Origin of the sequence: Sorangium sp. So ce119 (genome assembly GCF_051524405.1) — a bacterium.
GTDB classification, from domain to species: domain Bacteria; phylum Myxococcota_A; class Polyangia; order Polyangiales; family Polyangiaceae; genus Sorangium; species Sorangium cellulosum_G.
The window spans coordinates 10,047,619-10,066,022 of record NZ_CP150310.1 but is presented as its reverse complement, the minus strand read 5'-3'; the positions used below and the strand labels follow the sequence as shown (position 1 = coordinate 10,066,022).

Annotated in this window: 13 protein-coding genes; 2 read left to right on the top strand and 11 right to left on the bottom strand. The window is 70.4% G+C overall.

The genetic code is table 11. The annotated features are described in order from the left end of the window. Positions 1-438 precede the first annotated feature (438 nt). From WME76_RS38085 to WME76_RS38045, 9 genes are all read right to left on the bottom strand, one after another. Positions 439-1,194, bottom strand: coding sequence for a cyclase family protein (locus WME76_RS38085; RefSeq protein WP_437957066.1), 756 nt, complete (start codon positions 1,192-1,194; stop codon positions 439-441). Then, positions 1,170-1,952 (bottom strand): DUF2461 family protein, encoded by a 783-nt coding sequence (locus WME76_RS38080; RefSeq protein WP_437957065.1) that lies wholly within the window; start codon positions 1,950-1,952, stop codon positions 1,170-1,172. The genes WME76_RS38085 and WME76_RS38080 overlap by 25 nt, the downstream gene beginning before the upstream one ends. A 9-nt stretch (positions 1,953-1,961) precedes the next feature. Next, positions 1,962-3,182, bottom strand: coding sequence for an NAD(P)/FAD-dependent oxidoreductase (locus WME76_RS38075; protein ID WP_437957064.1), 1,221 nt, complete (start codon positions 3,180-3,182; stop codon positions 1,962-1,964). Beyond that, complete coding sequence (locus tag WME76_RS38070) at positions 3,182-3,676, bottom strand: hypothetical protein (RefSeq protein WP_437957063.1); 495 nt, start codon at positions 3,674-3,676, stop codon at positions 3,182-3,184. The genes WME76_RS38075 and WME76_RS38070 overlap by 1 nt, the downstream gene beginning before the upstream one ends. Continuing rightward, positions 3,673-4,104 (bottom strand): SRPBCC family protein, encoded by a 432-nt coding sequence (locus WME76_RS38065; RefSeq protein WP_437957062.1) that lies wholly within the window; start codon positions 4,102-4,104, stop codon positions 3,673-3,675. The genes WME76_RS38070 and WME76_RS38065 overlap by 4 nt, the downstream gene beginning before the upstream one ends. Positions 4,105-4,188: 84 nt before the next feature. Continuing rightward, on the bottom strand, positions 4,189-4,815 hold the full coding sequence (locus WME76_RS38060; RefSeq protein ID WP_437957061.1) for a MarR family winged helix-turn-helix transcriptional regulator: 627 nt from the start codon (positions 4,813-4,815) through the stop codon (positions 4,189-4,191). A 450-nt stretch (positions 4,816-5,265) separates the two neighbouring features. Then, positions 5,266-5,844: an RNA polymerase sigma factor gene (locus WME76_RS38055; protein ID WP_437957060.1), complete on the bottom strand. Its 579-nt coding sequence runs from the start codon at positions 5,842-5,844 to the stop codon at positions 5,266-5,268. 472 nt (positions 5,845-6,316) lie between these two features. Then, positions 6,317-7,549 carry an aminotransferase class V-fold PLP-dependent enzyme gene (locus WME76_RS38050; protein WP_437957059.1) on the bottom strand — a complete coding sequence of 411 codons (1,233 nt, stop codon included), beginning with the start codon at positions 7,547-7,549 and terminating at the stop codon, positions 6,317-6,319. Beyond that, positions 7,524-9,470, bottom strand: coding sequence for a YgiQ family radical SAM protein (locus tag WME76_RS38045; protein ID WP_437957058.1), 1,947 nt, complete (start codon positions 9,468-9,470; stop codon positions 7,524-7,526). The genes WME76_RS38050 and WME76_RS38045 overlap by 26 nt, the downstream gene beginning before the upstream one ends. Before the next feature lie 419 nt (positions 9,471-9,889). Here WME76_RS38045 and WME76_RS38040 point away from each other — a divergent pair, with 419 nt between their 5' ends. Beyond that, positions 9,890-10,651 carry an RNA polymerase sigma factor gene (locus WME76_RS38040; protein ID WP_437957057.1) on the top strand — a complete coding sequence of 254 codons (762 nt, stop codon included), beginning with the start codon at positions 9,890-9,892 and terminating at the stop codon, positions 10,649-10,651. 168 nt (positions 10,652-10,819) lie between these two features. On the opposite strand, the gene WME76_RS38035 is transcribed toward WME76_RS38040, so the two are convergent. Together WME76_RS38035 and WME76_RS38030 are read right to left on the bottom strand one after the other, a co-directional pair. Continuing rightward, the gene (locus WME76_RS38035) at positions 10,820-11,527 is read right to left on the bottom strand and encodes an SCO family protein (protein WP_437957056.1); all 708 of its coding nucleotides are present in this window, start codon (positions 11,525-11,527) and stop codon (positions 10,820-10,822) included. A gap of 24 nt (positions 11,528-11,551) precedes the next feature. After that, on the bottom strand, positions 11,552-13,279 hold the full coding sequence (locus WME76_RS38030) for a multicopper oxidase family protein (RefSeq protein WP_437957055.1): 1,728 nt from the start codon (positions 13,277-13,279) through the stop codon (positions 11,552-11,554). Between the two features lie 776 nt (positions 13,280-14,055). On the opposite strand from WME76_RS38030, the gene WME76_RS38025 reads away from it, so the two are divergent. Beyond that, positions 14,056-18,372, top strand: a complete 4,317-nt coding sequence (locus tag WME76_RS38025) for a peroxidase family protein (protein ID WP_437957054.1) — start codon at positions 14,056-14,058, stop codon at positions 18,370-18,372. The last annotated feature ends 32 nt before the right edge of the window (positions 18,373-18,404 follow it).

Below are 18,404 nucleotides of genomic sequence, written 5' to 3'. Positions count from 1 at the left end.
TCGGGCACTCCTCGCCGGTCGTTGGTCTCGGCCGGCACGAGCGGTCCCGCTTTCACCGCGCCTCGGCGCGGCGCGCCGTCGGCGAGAGGAGGCGATCCCGCAGGTTATGGGTCGGCGGTTCGCGACGACACGTCATGTCGTCGCGCGCGCGTGAGCTCCGTCGAGCCGTGGTCCCCGTCCCGCGCTCCGTCCCCCCTGGTCCGGCGCTTGAGCTCGGCGGCCCGCACGTCCGATCAACGATCGACGTATCTCACCATTCCGCTAATTCTCGGCGTGGACATCCTGCTCTTGTGAATGGGCGAGCTGGGATCTTCTGTGTTTCGGCCGGCGATCCGTTCGACGAGGAACACCAGCGCCGTCGGTTTCCGTGGAGGTGGTCGCGCTCCGTGGAGGCGGCTCCAGGGCCGGCGGCGCTCGACGCGCTGGTCTGGGGGGAGCTCAGGGGACGAGCGCGACGACGCGGCTCCAGCCGGCGCCAGCGCGCTTGATCTTGATGGGGAAGCAGGCCACGCGGAACCCGTGGGGGCGGGGGATCCGGTCGAGGTAGGCGAGCCGCTCGATCTGGCAATACTCTCGCTTGCGGCCGTAGAAGTGCGCGGGCCACAGCGCGTCCTGCCTGCCGGTCCGCTCGTACTCGGCGAGCATCTCGCCAAAGGGCGGATCGAAGCCGAAGCTGTCCACGCCGATCACCTTGATCCCCGCCTCGACGAGGAAGGCGGTCGCGTCCTCGGTCACGCCGCGGAAGTTCGTGAAATACTCCGCGGTCGGCCAGAGCCGGTCGGCGCCCGTGCGGATGAGCACGATATCGAGCGGCTTGAGCCGGTACTCGATGCGGTCGAGCTGCTCGAGCAGCTCGCCGCGCGTCACCGGCCCGTCGCGGACGTCGCCGGGGCAGTCGAGGACGACGCCGTCCTGGAAGAACCACTCGAGCGGCAGCTCCTCGATCGACCTCGCCGGCGCGCCTTCGCACGTCGGTCCGTAGTGCGAGGGCGCATCGACGTGCGTCCCCGAGTGGGACGTGAGGCGCACGTACTCGAGCGACAGGCCCATGCCGTCCGGAAAATGCCGGCGATCGATGCCAGCGGGCTTGCCGAGGATGTCCGCCCCTTCCTCGTGGCTCACATAGCCGATCTCCGTGGGCACGGGCTCGGCGCGCGTGGGCTCGAGGATCACGCTGAGGTCGATGAACCGCATCGCGCCCTCGCGACCTCGAAGTAAGCCTCCGCGTCGCGCGGCACGTCGTCGCTGACCGCGAGCAGCTTGAGGAAATAGACCAGGGTGAGCTTCTCGAGCACCACGTCGTTGAACGACCGGCCGAGGCGGTCGATCGCCTTGCTCGTCCAGTGGGCGCCGACGGTCGGGTCCTCGATGGCGAGCCAGTCCGCCGACCCCGAGGGGCATGGGCCCTCCGCCTCCACGGCGTCGTGCTCGCCCCCGAGCAGGACCAGCCGGGAGGGGATGTCGAACGTGGTCGCCCACCGCTCGACGAGGCGCCGGTGCCGCCGCAGGTTCTCGAAGTAGCGGTCGACGAAGGGACGCCTCTTCTCACCGGCGTTGCGGAACGCGACGTAGGCGTACGAGGGGAAGATCCCGAACCCGAAGACCGGATCGGTCGACCACTTGTGCGCCTGGAGGGGGAAAGACACCTTGACGTACCCGCGGTAGGGCGGCGCGCCCGGGGCGAAGCGGCGATCGCGGTTGATGCGCATCACCGTGGTGTTCACCTTGTAGGACACGTCGAGCGACGGGTTCAGCGCGAGCAGCCAGGGGCGCAGGTCGGCGATGAACTTCTTCAGCGGCTCGACAACCTCCTCATGGTAGCGCTCCCGGTTCTCGTGGAACCAGCGGGTGTTGTTGTTCGCCTCGAGGTCGCGCAAAAAAGCCATCATCGTGGACGGGAACGCGCGCGCTCGGGGGCGCTTCGGCGGCGAGATCGCCAGTTGAATCGTCATGTCGTCCTCTCAGAGTGTGGCGTAGAGATCGCGCGCGGCGCGGGAGACGCGCTCCACGCCGCTCGCGGCGGGGGGCGCCCAGCGCGCGCCGGCGCCGGCGAACAGGCCGAGGAAGAACGCGGGCACGATCCACGGCATATGCGGGTCGGCGAAGGCGCGCGCGGCGCCCTCGCCCTCGGGCCCGTCGAGCCACCGGAACGCGGCGGCGCGCTTCTGGGAGAGCAGCGCCGCGGCGCCGCGCTCGTAGGCCTCGCCGAGGAGCCCGCCGCCCGCCGAGAGCACGTCTGCGGCGAGCTCCCCCATCCCGAGCGCGGTGGAGAGCCCCGGGCAGAAGAAGGGGTCGATGAACGCCGCCGCGTCGCCGGCGAGCAAGAACCCCGGCCCGGCGAGCCGCTCGCACTCGATCGACTCGTTGAGCGCAGGGATCACGGGCAAGCAGGGTCGGGACGCGGCGATCGCGTCCTTCAGCGCTGGCCACCGCGCGACGGCCGCCTCGAAGACGCGGGCTGGCGCTCGGCCTGCCCGCTCTGCGGCCGCCTCGCCCACGACGGCGATCACGCTCGTGCGCGACCGCATCGGCGCGACGAGCAGGTAGCCGTCCTCGAACCCCGCCACGGACATGCCCGCCGGGTGGACGAGCTGCTCCAGGTGGCCGCCCGTGAAGTGCGAGAAGACGGCCACCCGGTCGTCGAGCTTCCGGGTCCGGACGGGCAGCGAGAGCGCCTTGCGGAGCACGCCCGTCTTGCCGCTCGCGTCGATGACGGCGCTCGCGCGATGCTCCGCTGTCGTCCCTCCGGCCGCATACCGCACGATCGCGGTCGCGTCCGCCTCGAAGGTGACCGACTCGACCGTCGCGCCGCGGCGGATCTCCGCGCCCGCCGCGGCCGCCCTGTCGAGCAGGAGCGCGTCGAAGGTGGTCCGATCCAGGGTGAGCCCGTCGCCCCCCGCCGCCGCCTCGACCGTCAGATCGATGCGGAATACGGCGGGCGCGCCGAGGCGCCGGTACGAGATCGACGGGGGCGCGCCCAGCGAGCGCCGGATGACGTCCTCGATGCCGAGGCGCTGAACGAGCTCCGGGCGCAGGCCGAGGTACGTCTCCGGCAAGTGCGGCGCCGGCTCGCTGCTGCGCTCGAGCACGACGACGCGGCGCCCGGCCTGGGCGAGGAGGATGGCGGCCGCGGCGCCGGCAGCACCTCCGCCGATCACGACGATATCTTCCAGCGAGCGCATCACGATCCTCCTTCCTTGCTGGCGCGCCGGCCCGAGGGAGCCGCGGGCCGGCGCTCGGCGCCGACCGACGCGAGGATCGCCTCGAGCCGGGCGCGGAACGCCGCCCGGAACCGCGCGCGCCGCTCGACGAACATGGCGTCGTCCTCCGCGGCGAGGCGCCTCAGCTCGTACTCGCGCTCGATGCGCACGTGCGACCTGTCGGCGGAGAACGGGGTCACCGCCCACAGCCCGCGGTGGAACGTCATCGCGGGCGGCGCGACCGGGTTGAAGAACTCGACGTCGTTGCCGCGGAGGAACCGCACGACCCGGATGTGCTCGAGCTCCCCGTCGCGATCGACGACCATGCTCACCTCCTGGTGCGCGTCGTCCTCGTAGTGCACGTCGAAGGCGACGATGGCCGGCCAGCTCTCGCGCAACCTCTCCAGCGACCAGAACGTCTGGACGGTGGACGCCGCTGGTAGGGGGACTATCCCCTCGACGATGAGCGTGGTCACGGGGCCGCCTCCAGGTGCGCCTTGAAGTGGTTGAGGTTCGTGCGAAGGTACGTGCCGAGCCGGGACTTGAACCCCTCGATGGCCTCGGGCGTCGACTCGAGCAGGTCGAACCACCGCTCGGCCTTGACCTCGGTCACGCTCCCTTTCTGCGCGAACGTCCAGACGCCGACCATGCGCCGGAACGAGGGGGGCGGCTTGGGCTGGACGAGCTCGATGCGCTCGCTCGGGGTGCAGAACCGGATCCCCCGGACCGTCTCCGGCCCGGCGGGCCGGCTGACGGTCATGAGGAACTCCTGGTGCTTGCCGTCGTCGTAGACGATCTCGACGCCGAGAACGTCGGGCAGCACCCTCTTCCACGTCGTGAGATCCGCGAACGCGCGATATACCGATTCGACGTCGCGCTTGATGGCGACCGACTCCGTCAGCATGACACTGCCTCCTTGGAGCGGGCGCGCGTGCTCGCGAGGCCGCTCCGTCATCGCTGATCGGCGCGGCCGAGGCGAGGTAGACCCTCAGGTCTCGGACGTTTCGATCAGCAGTTTCATCGCGTGACTGAACTGGTCGAGATCCGACCCGAGCGGAGCGAAGAAGCTCTCGTCCGCGTTCTCGACCAGCTTGATGGCGCGCTTGAGGAGCGCCTCGCTCTCGGACGCCAGCACCATGCACTTCGCGCGCGCGTCGTGCTTGTGCGGCTTGCGTAGGACAAGCCCTCTGCTCTCGAGGACCCGCAACACCTGAGAGGTCGTCATGACGTCGATCTTGGTGTGCCGCGCAAGATCGACCTGGGTAACATCACTCTGCGTGCGATTCAGCCAGGCGATCCCGGCCAGCAACACGAATTGCACGTGAGTCAGGTCAACCGCTTCCAGCTCCTTTCGGATCCGGCGGTGCCAGGCGTTCGATAGCTGCCACAACAAGAATCCAGCACTTTCCTTTGGGGTTGTGAACCGCGATGCTTTGAGGGGCATCGCCTGTGCAGTCTTGGTGGCCTTCACAGGGACCCCCCGGCGTGCCTCGGGCGACAGGACATCGCCGCTGCCGCTCGTAAGGAGAACGATCGAGCCAGCGGGTTTTTCACGTCGTGCCGTGGGGCGCGCGCCGCAGGCGCGGCCGCGGGACAGCCGTCCGAGCGCGGGCACACCTCGGCCATGCGCCCCGGTGCTACGGGGCAGCTAGCCAGATTTTGCATGGAACCTTTTTGTAAGCGTGCGTATCATATGTCAAGGCAACGCGGCGTTCATCTGGCTGAAATACCGCTGTTCCGCCCGCTCACGGAGGGAGCCGACGAGGCGAACGGTGCGGGGTCCGCGCCGAGCCGCGCACATGCGCCGTACGTTGACGGCACGCCGTCCGAGGCCCGGACGCGCAGCGGAGGGGGACGATCTCCGACGCGCTGCGCCGACCATCGCCGCTGGCTCACCGTGCGTGGGACGCGCCGCTCGGTTGAAGGGGCGGAGCTTCCGGAGGGTCCGAGTTGACTCCGGTGAAGGAGATTCGATGGGATCGCCTCGCGCTCGCCGGCGTCGTCGCGTGGGACGCGCCGGGCCGAGCGCCGGGATGCCGCGTTCACGAGGCGCCGTGATCTCGCTTCAGGTCAGCTCGACTGCCGGGCGTATCGCGGACGTCATCGGCGTTTCCGGGACCTCCCGCAGCTTGCCGCGCCTGCCCGGCGTCTTGTCAAAGAGCAGTATCCGCAGCTTCTTCTTCGCGCGGAACACCCGGGTGCCGACGGTCGCGGGAGGGATGTTCAGGCGGCCGGCGATCTCCATCTGGGAGAGCCCTACTTCGAACTTCAGCATCATGACCTCGCGCAGGGGCCTCTCGAGCTGCTCGATGCCGTCGCGCAGCGTCTCGACCGGGAGGGAGCACCACTCCGGCTGCTCTTCGGGATCGGGGCTCGGGAGCGACGACAAGGCCTCTTCGGTGAGGTCGGTCCGGCAGCGGTGCTCATAGGCGCGGCGGCGGTCGAAGAACAGATTCCGCATGGTGGCATGAAGCCACGCGCAAGCGTCAGGCTCGGAGAGGTCGCTCGGCAGGCGTCGCATCGCCCTTTCCAGCGTGTCCTGGACGAGATCGGCCGCATCGGTCTCGTTGCCCGTGAGCCGCAACGCCCGTCGGTAGAGCACCGCCCTGTGGCAGCGCACGAGCGCGTCGAAGCTGGCGCTCATGGTCGAGCAAGTCGTCCGAGTTACAAGGGCTCCCCGCGCATCTCCATCATCGTGTGCAAGACGTTCTGTGAGCATGTAACGACCTCCCCTGGTCTCGTCGGCAATGCCGCGGCCGGAGATACACGTCGGCCGGGCGAACATGGCGACGTTCGCCAGACCCGGGGCCGTGCGGCGCGCCAAAGGCGCCTACCGTGCCTCTCTCTCCCTCGCGTGGCCTGCGGCGATCGCCCGCGGCGTTGCGCGCGGGCGATCATAAGTGATGCTTACAATAAGAGGTTTTACTAGTCAACCGGCTGCCGAGCATTTTCGTGCCGGGCCACGAGGCGCCGGAAACGTCGGTCTCTCGCTCCGCCTCCGGCTCTGCGCCGCGGGCGCGGGCCGCTCCCGGAGAGCCTCCGGCGCCCCGGGGGAGGGCGCCCCGCGCCGACCCAGGGGAGAACCCCGGCCACCCCCCGGTTCTACCGGGGGCGCCTCACCCCTTCCGGACCCGCGCCAGCGCCTCGTCCGTCGAGAGCAGCACCTGCTCCCACTCGTCCAGCGCGTTCGGCCAGTGCGGCGAGAACCGCAGCACGCCGTCCGGGATCGCGCACGCGATCCCGAGCGCGGTGAGCTCGCGGTGGAGCTCCACCACCGAGGCGCCGCCCGGCGGCCTCACCCCGAGCGCGCACCCCCGCAAGGCCGGATCCTCCGCGCGGAGGCTCTCCCAGCCGCGCTCCCGGAGCGCCTCCTCGAGCGGATCAAGAAAGCGATTCGCGTGCTCGTGGATCCGCTCGACCCCGATCTGCAGGATGAGATCCACCGCCGCCTCGAGCCCGGCGTAGCCCCCCGCGTTGAGGTTGCCCCCCTCCACGAAGTCGGCCCGCTGCCGGATCGGCCGGTCGTACCGGAGGTGCCCCGGGCCCTGCAGCAGGAAGCTCACGCCGTCCTCGTGGCTCAGCCAGCCCGCGACCGCGGGCCGCAGCGCCGGCAGGCGCTCGCGGCGGATGTACAGGAAGCCCGTGCCCTCCAGGCCCATCAGCCACTTGTGGCCGCCGCACGCCAGGTAGTCGATCCCCGCCGCCTCGACGTCCACCGGCGTCGCGCCGACCGCCTGGACGCCATCGACGCAGAGCTCCGCCCCGTGCGCGCGGCAGAGCGCGCCGATCGCGGCGAGCGGCATCCGGAGGCCCGTCTGGAACTGCACCGCGCTCACCGCGACGAGCCGCGCGCCGCGCCGGAGCTCGTCCTCGAGCCGCGCGAGGCCCGCGCCGCTGCCGTCCGCGAAGCCGCCGAGCGGCAGGAACACGACCTCCAGGTCGAACATCGCGGCCGCGCGCTGCCACGGGGTCACGTTGGCGGGGAACTCCCCTTCGAACAGGATCACCCGGTCGCGCGGACGCCAGGGGTAGCAGAGGGCGATGTCGCTCAGCCCCCGCGTCGTGCTCTGCACCAGCGCGATGTCGTCGGCCGGCGCCGCGGCCCCGACCAGCCGGCCGAGCTTCTCGCGCAGCCGCGCGCGCTGCGCGAACCACGCCGGGAACGCGGCCGCCCCCCGCGCGGCGTAGTCGTCGAGCAGCGCGATCATCGCGAGGCGCACCGGCCGCGACGGGGGCGAGATGCCCGCGTGGTTCACGTAGACGAGCGGCGCGAGGTGCGGGAACAGGCCGCGGTCGCCGAGCTTCGCGGCGAAGGTACGGTCCTTATCGGGTTCGGCGGTGTGTCGCATCGGCTGGCTTCCCACGGCGCTCGCCGCGGACCTTGGCGAGGTAGCGCGGCGGCGCCCCCTTGCCGGCCGCAGGCGGCACGAGGCAGTGCGGCTTCGTGCCGATGAGATCACCGCGGCCCGCCTTGATCAAGGCCTCCCGCGCCTCGTCGTGGTGCGCCGGATCCCAGTAGAGCAAGAGCGCCTTCTGGAGCTTCTTCTCCCGCAGATCCTTCGCCGTGTAGACCGGCTCGCGCGTGAGCGGGTCGATCCCCGTGTGGTACATGCACGCGGCCATCGACATCGGCGTCGGGATGAAATCCTGCACCTGGCGCGGCCGCATGCCGTTCTTCTTCAGGTACACGGCGAGGTCGACCATGTCCCGGAGCGTCGAGCCCGGGTGCCCCGAGATGAAGTAGGGCACGAGGAACTGGTTCTTGCCGGCCTCCTCGCTCGCGCACCGGAACTGCTCGGCGAAGCGCTCGTAGCTCTCGATGCCCGGCTTCTTCATCTTGTCGAGCACGTCCTTCTTGCTGTGCTCGGGGGCGACCGAGAGCTGGCCGCCCGTGTGGTGCGCGGCCAGCTCCTCGATGAACTCGGGCGACCGCTCGGCGAGGTCGTAGCGCACGCCGGAGGCGATGAAGACCTTCTTGATCCCCTCCTCCTCGCGCACCGCCTTCATCAGCTTGAGCAGCGGGCCGTGGTCGGTGTTCAGGTTCTCGCAGACCTCCGGGAAGACGCACGAGAGCCGCCGGCACGCGTTCTCGATCGCCTCTTCCTTGCACCGCATCTGGTACATGTTCGCCGTCGGCCCGCCGAGGTCGCTGAGCACGCCGCGGAAGCCGTCCATGCGCCGGAGCGCCCGCACCTCGCGCAGGATGCTCTCGGCCGAGCGCGACTGGATGACCCGGCCCTCGTGCTCGGTGATCGAGCAGAACGTGCAGCCGCCGAAGCAGCCGCGCATCGTGACGACCGAGTGCTTCACCGTCTCGTAGGCGGGGATCGGCGCGTCGTACGACCAGTGCGGCACCCGGGTGAACGGCAGGTCGTAGAGCGCGTCCATCTGGGACGTCTCCAGCGGGAACGCGGGCGGGTTGAAGTAGACCGCCTCGGCGCCGTGCGCCTGGAGGAGCGGGCGCGCGTTGCCGGGGTTCGTCTCGAACTGGAAGGCGCGCGACATCTCGGCGAAGGCGCGCCTGTCCGCGGCGACCTCCTCGTAGCTCGGGAGGATCACCGGCTTGCCGTCGGCGACGTAGCGCGAGCCCTCGATCTGCTCCCACTCGCCCTTGCGCAGGGGGAAGGCCGTCCCGCGGACGTCGCGGATCGAGCGGACGGGCTCGCCGCGGCGGAGGCGGTCGGCGACCTCCCAGACGGCCTTCTCGCCCATGCCGAAGAGGAGCAGGTCGGCCTTGGCGTCGAGCAGGACCGAGCGGCGGACCTGGTCGGACCAGTAGTCGTAGTGGGCGATGCGCCGGAGCGACGCCTCGATGCCGCCGAGGATGATGGGGACGCCGGGGAACGCCTGCCGGCAGAGGTTGGCGTAGACGATCGAGGCCCGGTTGGGGCGGAGGCCCACCTGCCCGCCCGGCGAGTACTGGTCCTCGCTGCGGACCTTCTTCTGCGCGGTGAGCTTGTTGAGCATCGAGTCGAGGTTGCCGGCGGTGACCCCGACCATGAGCCGGGGCACCCCCATCCGCAGCAGGTCGCTCGTGTCCTGGTAGCGGGGCTGGGAGATGATTCCGACACGGAACCCGCGCCCCTCGAGGAAGCGGCCGATGATGGCGGCGCCGAAGGCGGGGTGGTCGACGTAGGCGTCGCCGTTGACGAGCAGGATGTCGAGCGCGTCCCACCCCCGCGCGCGCATCTCCTCCCGGGTCGTCGGCAGGAACGCGGTGAGGTCGCGGGCGGCGGCGCCGGCGCTGCGGCGGAGCTGGAGGAGGGGCACGGCGCCGTCACCCTACGGGCCGGGGGGGCGGTCGGCAAGGGGGCGGCCCGGGCGGGCACGGGCGGCGCCCGCGGGCGCGAGCGCGCGGTGGCGGGCGGGGCGGGGGCCCGCAGGCGCCGTCGAGCTCGGTGAGGCCGGCGGCGAGCGCCGGAAAGAGCGCGGCCGAGGCCGGCGGGGGGCGGGCGGACCGGGGGGCATCCCACGCATTTCGCGGCGGAAACGCTCAAGTTACCCGACACCCGACGACCTGGTCACGGCTTCTGGTGACCGAGTATCGAATTCAGGACGCGACATGAGGGCTGGCGAGGCGCGGGCGTGTCGCGCGCCGGTCACAAAAAAACTGCGGCAAAAACCGGGGTTTCTGGCGAGAGGAGGCGGGTTCCCAAATGACTCGGAATGACGGCTCGTAAAAATTATATGTGGAATCTCGATCAGATAACGCCGTCCGCGAGAAACAACACAGCTTCGCTGTGGTGCACGAGGTGGGCGCTCCCTTCCTCCGGAGGATGCTCCGCGGGTACGGCGTCGCGCCGCACGATCGCGAGGACGTGCTGCACGACATCCTCCTCGTCGCCTACCGCCGCCTGGAGAGCTTCAACGCGAGCCGCCTGCTCCGCGCCGCGCTGGGGGTGCGCGACGACGACGAGGAGGACGCCGCCGACGAGTTCGTGCCGCTGAGCAGGGTGCTCCCCTACCTCGCCGGCCTGCGGGCGCGTCGGGCGTGGGACCCGCTGTACCGGTGGCTCTTCGGGATCGCGTGGCGGCAGCTCACGCACTACCGCGAGCGGGCCTTCCGGCGCCGCGAGATCCCGGTGGGCCTGCAAAGCAGCGCGATCTTCGCCGACGTCGACCGGCGCCCCCGCCTGGAGCAGCAGGTGGAAGCGGCGGAGCGGGCCGAGGTGATCGACGCGCTGCTCGCCGGCCTGCTCCCCGAGCGGCGCGTCATGCTGGTGATGCACGACATGCTCGACATCCCGGTCGTGGAGATCGCCCGCGAGCTGGAGATCAACGAGAACACGGCCCAGAACCGGCTCAGGCTGGGCCGGGAGGACTTCCGGGCGGCGGTGAAGCGGCTCGGCGCGGAGCAACGCAGCGCGCTGCGCCCCGGCGACAGGCCGTTCGCCGCGGAGGCGACGACGCGGCGCCGGCCGGCGCCCCGGCGGCGAGGGCCGGAGGGATGAGGGGCGTGACGCCGGGCGGCGATCGCCGGAGTCGCTGCGCGCGTCCTGCTCGATCGGCCCACGCTGGCGCCGCCCCTGGACTGGCCTCACGGGAGGCGCTCCGGGGGAGCGACACGGCGACTTCTGGCGTCGTGGCGGAGCCGGAGACGCCGCCGTGATCGGCCCGGGTCAAGGCTGGATCGGCGGTATCTGGCTGATCTCCGCGGGGGCGTGCGGCTCGACCCCGATGAGCGGGCGCCTCTCCTCGGGGATCATCCAGAGGATCTGCTCGACCATCACCCGCGGGTTCGAGAGGCAGGGGCAGCCAGCCCACTGCTCCTGGGCGACGTTGCCGTACAGGACCACGCCGACGTGCGACGAGCGGTCGGCGTCGACGTCCGGGTCGGGGTCGACGAAGCCGAACCGCTGTCGCACGAGCTCGAGATCGGCCGGGCTCCCCGTCAGGAAGAGCCAACCAGGCCCGACGTCGTGGGCCTCGGCGTACGCGCGCAGCGCCTCGGGCGTGTCCTCCACCGGCTTGAGCGTGAACGAGTACATGAACACGTCCCGTCCGACGGCGTCGCCGAGCTCACGCTGGACCTTGCGCAGGTTGGCCGTGGTGCCAGGGCAGGTGCCCTCGCACCGCGTGTACATGAAGTTGATGACGACCGCCTTGTCCTTCAGGAGGTCGTCGTAGAGGCGGACCTCTCTGCCTTCATGGGTGCGCAGCGGCACGTTCGGGAAGTAGCTTGCGCCGAACCCCCTCGCGGCGGGCGCGAAGCGGGCGGTGGTCCGCGGCTTCGACAGGACCCCCTCGCTCGCCAGGACGTACGTCGCGGGGGCGATCGCGCAGAGCGCATAAAGCCCCCACCGCAAGAGCCGAGTCGACATGAGCATGGTGGTGCCCTCTTTCTCTCTCCGTCAGGGGGGGACGACGTCCCAGCGGAGCATCATGGCGTGGTCTTCGTGAACCGTGTTGTGGCAGTGCATCGGGTAGCGCCCGACGAAATCGCGAAAGCGCATGAAGAGCTGCACCTCGCTCCCGTTGGCGCGGCCGATCTCGATGACGTCCTTGCGCCCGGCGAGCCGCGCGGGCGGCCGCTCGCCGTCGATGCTGAGGACCCGGAACTCTTCGAGGTGGATGTGCACCGGGTGCGACCAGCCGCCCGAGTCGTTGCGCAGGATCCAGATCTCGGCCGTGTTCCGGCGCGGGCTCGCCCTGATCACGTTGACGTCGAAGAACTGGTCGTTGATGGCCCACGCGCCGCGCCTGCGATCGAACTCCCACACGCGCACCGCGGCCGCCTCGGCGACGTTGATCGCGGGCAGCGGCCGCAGCGCCGCGGGCACGCGGCTCGGGTCCGGAGCGTCTCGATCGACGTCGAAGCGCAGGACGGCGTTGCCCCGCCCGGCACGCAAGATGTCCCCCGTCGGCCCGCGGCCGTCGTCCTGCTCCAGGCGGTTCTCGAGGATGATCCTGTCGCCGATGTTCGTGTCGCTGAAGTCGACGATCACGTCCACGCGCTCGGCCACCGCGACGCGCACGCTCCTCGACGTGACAGGGCTGGGCAGCAGGTTGCCGTCGCTCGAGATGATCGTGAAGGGGAGCCTGTTGCTCAGGAAGAACTCGTAGAAGCGCGATGGACCAGCGTTGAGGATGCGAAAGCGGTACTTGCGCCGCGCCACCTTGAAGAACGGCTGAATCCTGCCGTTGACGACGAACTTGTCGCCGAGGATGCCATCGAGGTTGAACAGATCGAAGAAGAGCTGGCCGTCCTCGTCGAAGACACGGTCCGTGATCATGAGCGGCACGTCGAACTCGCCGCTCGGCAGGCGCAGCGCCCGCGGGTTCCTGTCCTGCTCATCGCCCGAGTCGAGCTCGTCGAAGACGAGATAGAAGCCGGCGAGGCCGCGGTAGACGTTCTGTGACGTGAAGTCGACCCGGTGATCGTGGTACCAGAGCGTGCCGAGCGCCTCGCGCGGGTCGCCGAGCGGCGCGAACTCGGGGGTGTCGAAGCCGGCAAATGCGTTGACGTAGTGGTGATCCTTGAACAGGCCCGTCGGGTAGAAGTCGGTCGGGAAGCCGTCGCTCTCGGTCGCCGTGTGCATGTTGTGCAGGTGGGTCGTGAGCTCGGGCCGGCCGAACCCTCGGTGGGCGGCGACCGTCGGCAGCCGGTTGCGGAAACGCACGATGATCGGCTCGCCGTAGCGCGCCATGATCGTCCTTCCCGGCACCGTTCCGCCCCAGCCCCAGGCCGTGCTCGCCGGCAGCTCGGGGTGGAAGCGGTGCTGGAGCTCCCTGGCTTCCAGCTCGTAGGTCCTCCGGGGCCGGAACCGGCTCCAGAACTGGTGAGCCGCCCGCGGCGCTTCGCCCGCCACCCGGAGCTCTCCCGGCGCAGGCGTCAAGGAGACCGGCTGCGCCACGGGCGGGATGAGCAGCGGCTGCACGAACGGCTCGGTGGGCGGGCTACTCGACGCGCTCAGGGCGGCGCGCGCGCTCAGCCCGCTCTTGGTGACCAGAAAGCCGCTCCCCGCGATCAGCCCCATCTTGATGAGGTCGCGCCGTGTGAGGCCGGTCTGGATGATCTCCTGTCGATTGTTCCGGGAAATGACGGCGAGCTTGCTCGGTCTGTACTTGAGCAGATGCACTGCGTACCTCCTGCGGCGACGACGACGTCCCCGCCGCCGGTTCAGGGCGCTCCGGGGACCGATCTCAGGAAGGTGTCGAGCGACGCTGGCCGTTCGGCAGCACGGCTGTTGGCCCGGACGGTCCATGTGCGCGCCAGGCGCTCCACGATGAGGGAGGTCCAGGGAGCGCCTCATCGTGGGGCGACCGCGCGGAGCGAGGCGAGTCGATCGCCTCGCTCCGTGCCCGCGAGTCTACGTCGGGAAAACGGTTAGTAAACGCCGAAAAGTCGATTTCCTGTTGTGCCGCTCCGGCCGAACTGGCGCCGGCCTCGCCGCGCCGTCCACGCGGGGATCCGTCGGATCAATCGTTCGCGCGGCTGTGTGGCGTGTGCACACGCGATCGCGTGCGCGTCGCTCCTCGCGAAGTCCAAGGCATCCTTCGTCTGCGTCTCCGCCGCGAGCGGCGTATTTCGTCGGACTCTCCTGTACACCACGTGCCACACGAGCGTGCGTGTGAACGCACGAGCGCGAGTTCAACGCAAACTCCCCGTGCGGCACTCAGCTTGCCAGCAGCCTCTCCCCGGCTCGCACAGGACACCACGAGCAGAGGTGCACGCGCGGCGCACCGCGAAGAGCGCCCTGCGCGGCACGCCGCGGGCTACATGGAGGAGACATCGATGTCAAAGATCGCCAGCCACACAGGGTCTGGCCGCGGGCGCGCCGCCTCGACGCGCCCAGCGTCACGCAGGCGGCGCGCCGCCGTTCGCGGTGCACGTGCGGAGAAGCGACGGCTCACGGTGCTCGTGCTCGCCGCGGTCGTCTCGATCGCCGGCAGCCTCGCTGTCGCGCGGACGGCCAGAGCCCAGGCTCCGGTCGGAGCGGGGTTCAACCTCGACGCCGGCGACCTGCGGTTCATCTTCCGGCAGATCGAGATCGCCCAGGCGCACGCGGCCGGGGGAGAGCTGCTGGGGCCCGGGCCAAACCAGGTCAACGAGCCGCGGCTGCCGTTCGGCCTGCGGACGGTCGACGGGTCGTTCAACCATCTCCTGCCCGATCAGACGAGCTTCGGCGCCGCGGATCAGCGCTTCCCGCGCATGACGACGCCGAGCTTCCGCGCCGCGGAGGCCGGGACGTCGTACGCCCAGAGGACGGGACAGGTCGTCGACGCTGGGCCGCGCGTGATCAGCAACCTCATCGTCGATCAGACGGACGGCAACCCGGCCGCGCGCGCGGCCGCCGGTCCGGACGCCGAGCCCGACCCGTCCGGCACGCTGTTCATTCCCAACGTGGCGCCCGACGCCGGCCTGTCCGCGCCGTTCAACACGATCTTCCCCTTCTTCGGCCAGTTCTTCGATCACGGCCTCGACCTGCTGGCGAAGGGCTCCGAGACGGTCTTCGTGCCGCTACAGCCGGACGACCCGCTGTTCGTACCGGGCAGCCCGACCAACTTCATGATCCTGAACCGAGGCACGAACGATCCCGGTCCAGACGGCATCCTGGGCGACGACCCCGCGACCCCAGGCGTGGACGAGGGGGCCGACGACCTGCAGGAAGGGCGAAACAAGACGACGCCGTTCGTCGATCAGAACCAGACCTATACCTCGCACCCGTCTCACCAGGTGTTCCTGCGCGAGTACGAGATGATCGATGGCAGACCGGTGGCGACCGGCAGGATGCTCGACGGCGCCGGCGGCCACATCGGCAACTGGGGCGAGGTCAAGCAGCAGGCCGCCGCGATGCTGGGGATCGGGCTCGTCGACACGGACGCGCTCGACGTGCCGCTGCTGGCGACCGACCCTTACGGCCGCTTCCTGCGCGGCCCGAACGGCTTCCCGCTGCTCGTCATGGCGGACGGCGTGACGATGGTGGAGGGCGATCCGTCGGCTCCCCTCTCCACCGCGGGCTCGAGCAAGACCGGCCACCAGTTCCTCGATGACATCGCGCGCGCGGCCGATCCGACGAGCCCCGGGTACGACGCCGCGCTCCTCGACGCGCACTTCGTGACCGGCGACGGCCGCGGCAACGAGAACATCGCGCTGACCGCCGTACATACCGTGTTCCACTCGGAGCACAACCGGCTCCGCGACGAGATCGATCGGCTGATCAACGGCCCTGGCAGCCTGCTCACCCCGGCGGAGATCACGGCGTGGAACGCCACGGACCCGGCGTCCGGCTGGGACTACCGCGAGCGGCTGTTCCAGGCGGCGCGGTTCGTCACCGAGATGGAGTACCAGCACCTCGTCTTCGAGGAGTTCGCGCGCAAGGTGCAGCCGCTGATCAACGTGTTCATCGTGGACGGCATCAACTTCCAGAGCGACATCAACCCGGCCATCGTGGCCGAGTTCGCGCACGCGGTGTATCGCTTCGGTCACTCGATGCTGACCGAGACGGTGTCCCGCACCGTCATCAACCCCGACGGGACGGCGACGGGCCACGACATCCCGCTCCTCGACGCGTTCCTCAACCCCCTGGCGTTCACGAACGTCGGCGGCCAGGTGCTGACCGCCCGCGAGGCGGCCGGGATGATCTTCCAGGGCGGGACGCGTCAGATCGCGAACGAGATCGACGAGTTCAAGACAGAGGCCCTGCGCAATCGCCTCCTCGGGCTCCCGCTCGATCTGGCAGCGATCAACCTGGCGCGCGGCCGGAGCGAGGGCATCCCGCCGCTGAACGAGGTGCGCCGCCAGCTCTACGAGGCCAGCGCCAACTCGAGCCTGCTCCCCTACGAGAGCTGGAAGGACTTCGAGCTCGGGCTCAGGCACCGGGAGTCGGTGATCAACTTCATCGCCGCGTACGGCGAGCACCCGACGCTCGCCGCGGCGACCACGCTGGCCGACAAGCGCGCCGCGGCGGAGGCCCTCACCGCCGATGCGGGCTTCATGTTCGGCGACGCCGGGGAGACCGGCGTCGAGAACATCGACCTCTGGGTCGGCGGCCTCGCCGAGAAGCAGGCCCCCTTCGGCGGCCTGCTGGGCTCCACGTTCAATTTCGTGTTCGAGACGCAGCTGGAGAACCTGCAGAACTCCGACCGGTTCTACTACCTGGAGCGCCTCGACGGGCTGAACCTCCTCGTGCAGCTCGAGGGCAACTCGTTCGCGGAGCTGATCTCGCGCAACACGACGGCGGCGGGCATGCCGGCCGACGTCTTCGCGCGGCCGGACTTCGTGCTCAACGTGCCGCGCATCGCCGGGCCGGGCGGCTCGATCGAGGACGACCCGTCGACGCCGGACGACGAGTCGGCGATGCCGGATCTCCTCCGGATGCCCGACGGGACGTTCCGATATACCGGGACGGCTCACGTCCTCTGGAACGGCGGGGACGACACGGATGACAGCATTCGATCCAGCGAAGGTGACGACACCCTCCGCGGCGACGGCGGCGACGACCGGCTGGAAGGCGGCGACGGCAACGATCAGTGCATCGGCGGCCTCGGCGACGACATCATCACGGACACGTTCGGGGACGATGTCCTCAAGGGCGGAGACGGCGACGACGCCATCAGCTCGGGACCGGGCTTCGACCTGAACCAGGGCGGGCGCGGGAAGGACTATATCGTCGCCGGATCCGACGGCACGGAGACCTTCGGTGGCCCCGGCGACGACTTCATCTTCGCCGGTGACGCGGAAGATACGGTGTTCGGTGACGACGGCGACGACTGGATCGAGGGTGGCCCGCAGCTCGACCTGCTGCAGGGCGACGCGGGCAACCAGTTCCAGGACGATCCCAACGGGGGGCACGATATCATCATCGGCGGCCTCGGAGACGACGACTACGACTCCGAGGGCGGCGACGACATCATGGTCAACGACTCGATGGGGACCGAGCGAAGCGAAGGCATGCTCGGCTTCGACTGGTGCACGTACCGCGGAGACCCGCTGCCGGTGGACGCCGACATGGCGATCCCCGTGTTCGCGGGGCCGACCCTCGACGAGCTCCGTGACCGGTTCGACCGCGTCGAGGGCCTGTCGGGATGGAGCAACGACGACATCCTGCGCGGCGACAGCCGCGTCGCGGCCGACATGGTCCAGCACGAGCTGACCGAGGAGGGGAGCGCGCGGATCGCCGGGCTGCGCACCCTGCTCGGCGGCGCGACCACCTTCACGGGCGGCAACATCCTCCTTGGCGGCGCGGGCAGCGACCTCCTCGAAGGCCGCGGCGGCGACGACATCCTCGATGGTGACGCGTGGCTGAACGTGCAGATCGAAGGGCCGGACGTCGAGAACGGCGGCACGAAGCGGGTCGACAGCATGCTCGCGTTCCGGGCAGACGTGTTCGCGGGCAGGGTCAACCCGGGTGACCTTCATATCCGCCGCACCATCGAGCTGGCGGACGCCAGCGCGGAGGACGTGGACACGGCGGTGTTCTCGGGCCCTCAATCCGAATACGTCATCTCCACGAACCCGGACGGCAGCTTGACGGTGAGCCACCAGGACGGCGCGGGCGTCGACGGCACGGACACCGTGCGGAACATCGAGCTGCTCGCGTTCGCGGACGGGACCCTCTCGACCGAGAGCACCAGGCTGGTACCGGTTCCCAGCGTCGTCGGTCAGACGCAGGAGGAGGCGGCGGCGGCGATCGAGAGCGGAAGGCTGCTGGTGGGCGACGTGACGTTCGAGAGCAGCGACACGGTCGCGGCGGGCAGCGTCGTCCGCCAGACGCCGGCCCCGGGCGAGACCGCGGCGCCGGGCACCCCGGTGGATCTGGTCGTCTCGCGCGGCGCCGCCGGGCCGGTGCTCGCCGGGACGTTCGTGGGGAGCACCCTCTGGGGTGGCGCCGTGACCAGCCCGTCCATCACGCCCGGCGCGGACACGCTGCTCGTCGCGTACGTGGCGGCGGGGGGCCGGAGGGGTGCGGGCACGGCCATCACCGGCGTCACGAACACGGGCGCACCCCTGACCTGGACGAAGGCAGCCCGATGGGGCGGCCGGCTCGGGACGGCGGAGGTCTGGTGGGCCCACACGACGTCCGCCCACGCCCGGATGACGGTCACGGCGACCCTGAGCGGGCCGCAGCCCGCCTCGCTGGTCGTCATGGCGTTCACCAACGCGGACCCGTCGCTGGTCGAGGAGATCCTCGCCGGCGGCGCGCGCGGCGCGCCGCCCCGCCTCTGGTGACGCCCGCTGCCTCGGGGAGGGTGGGCTCGAGC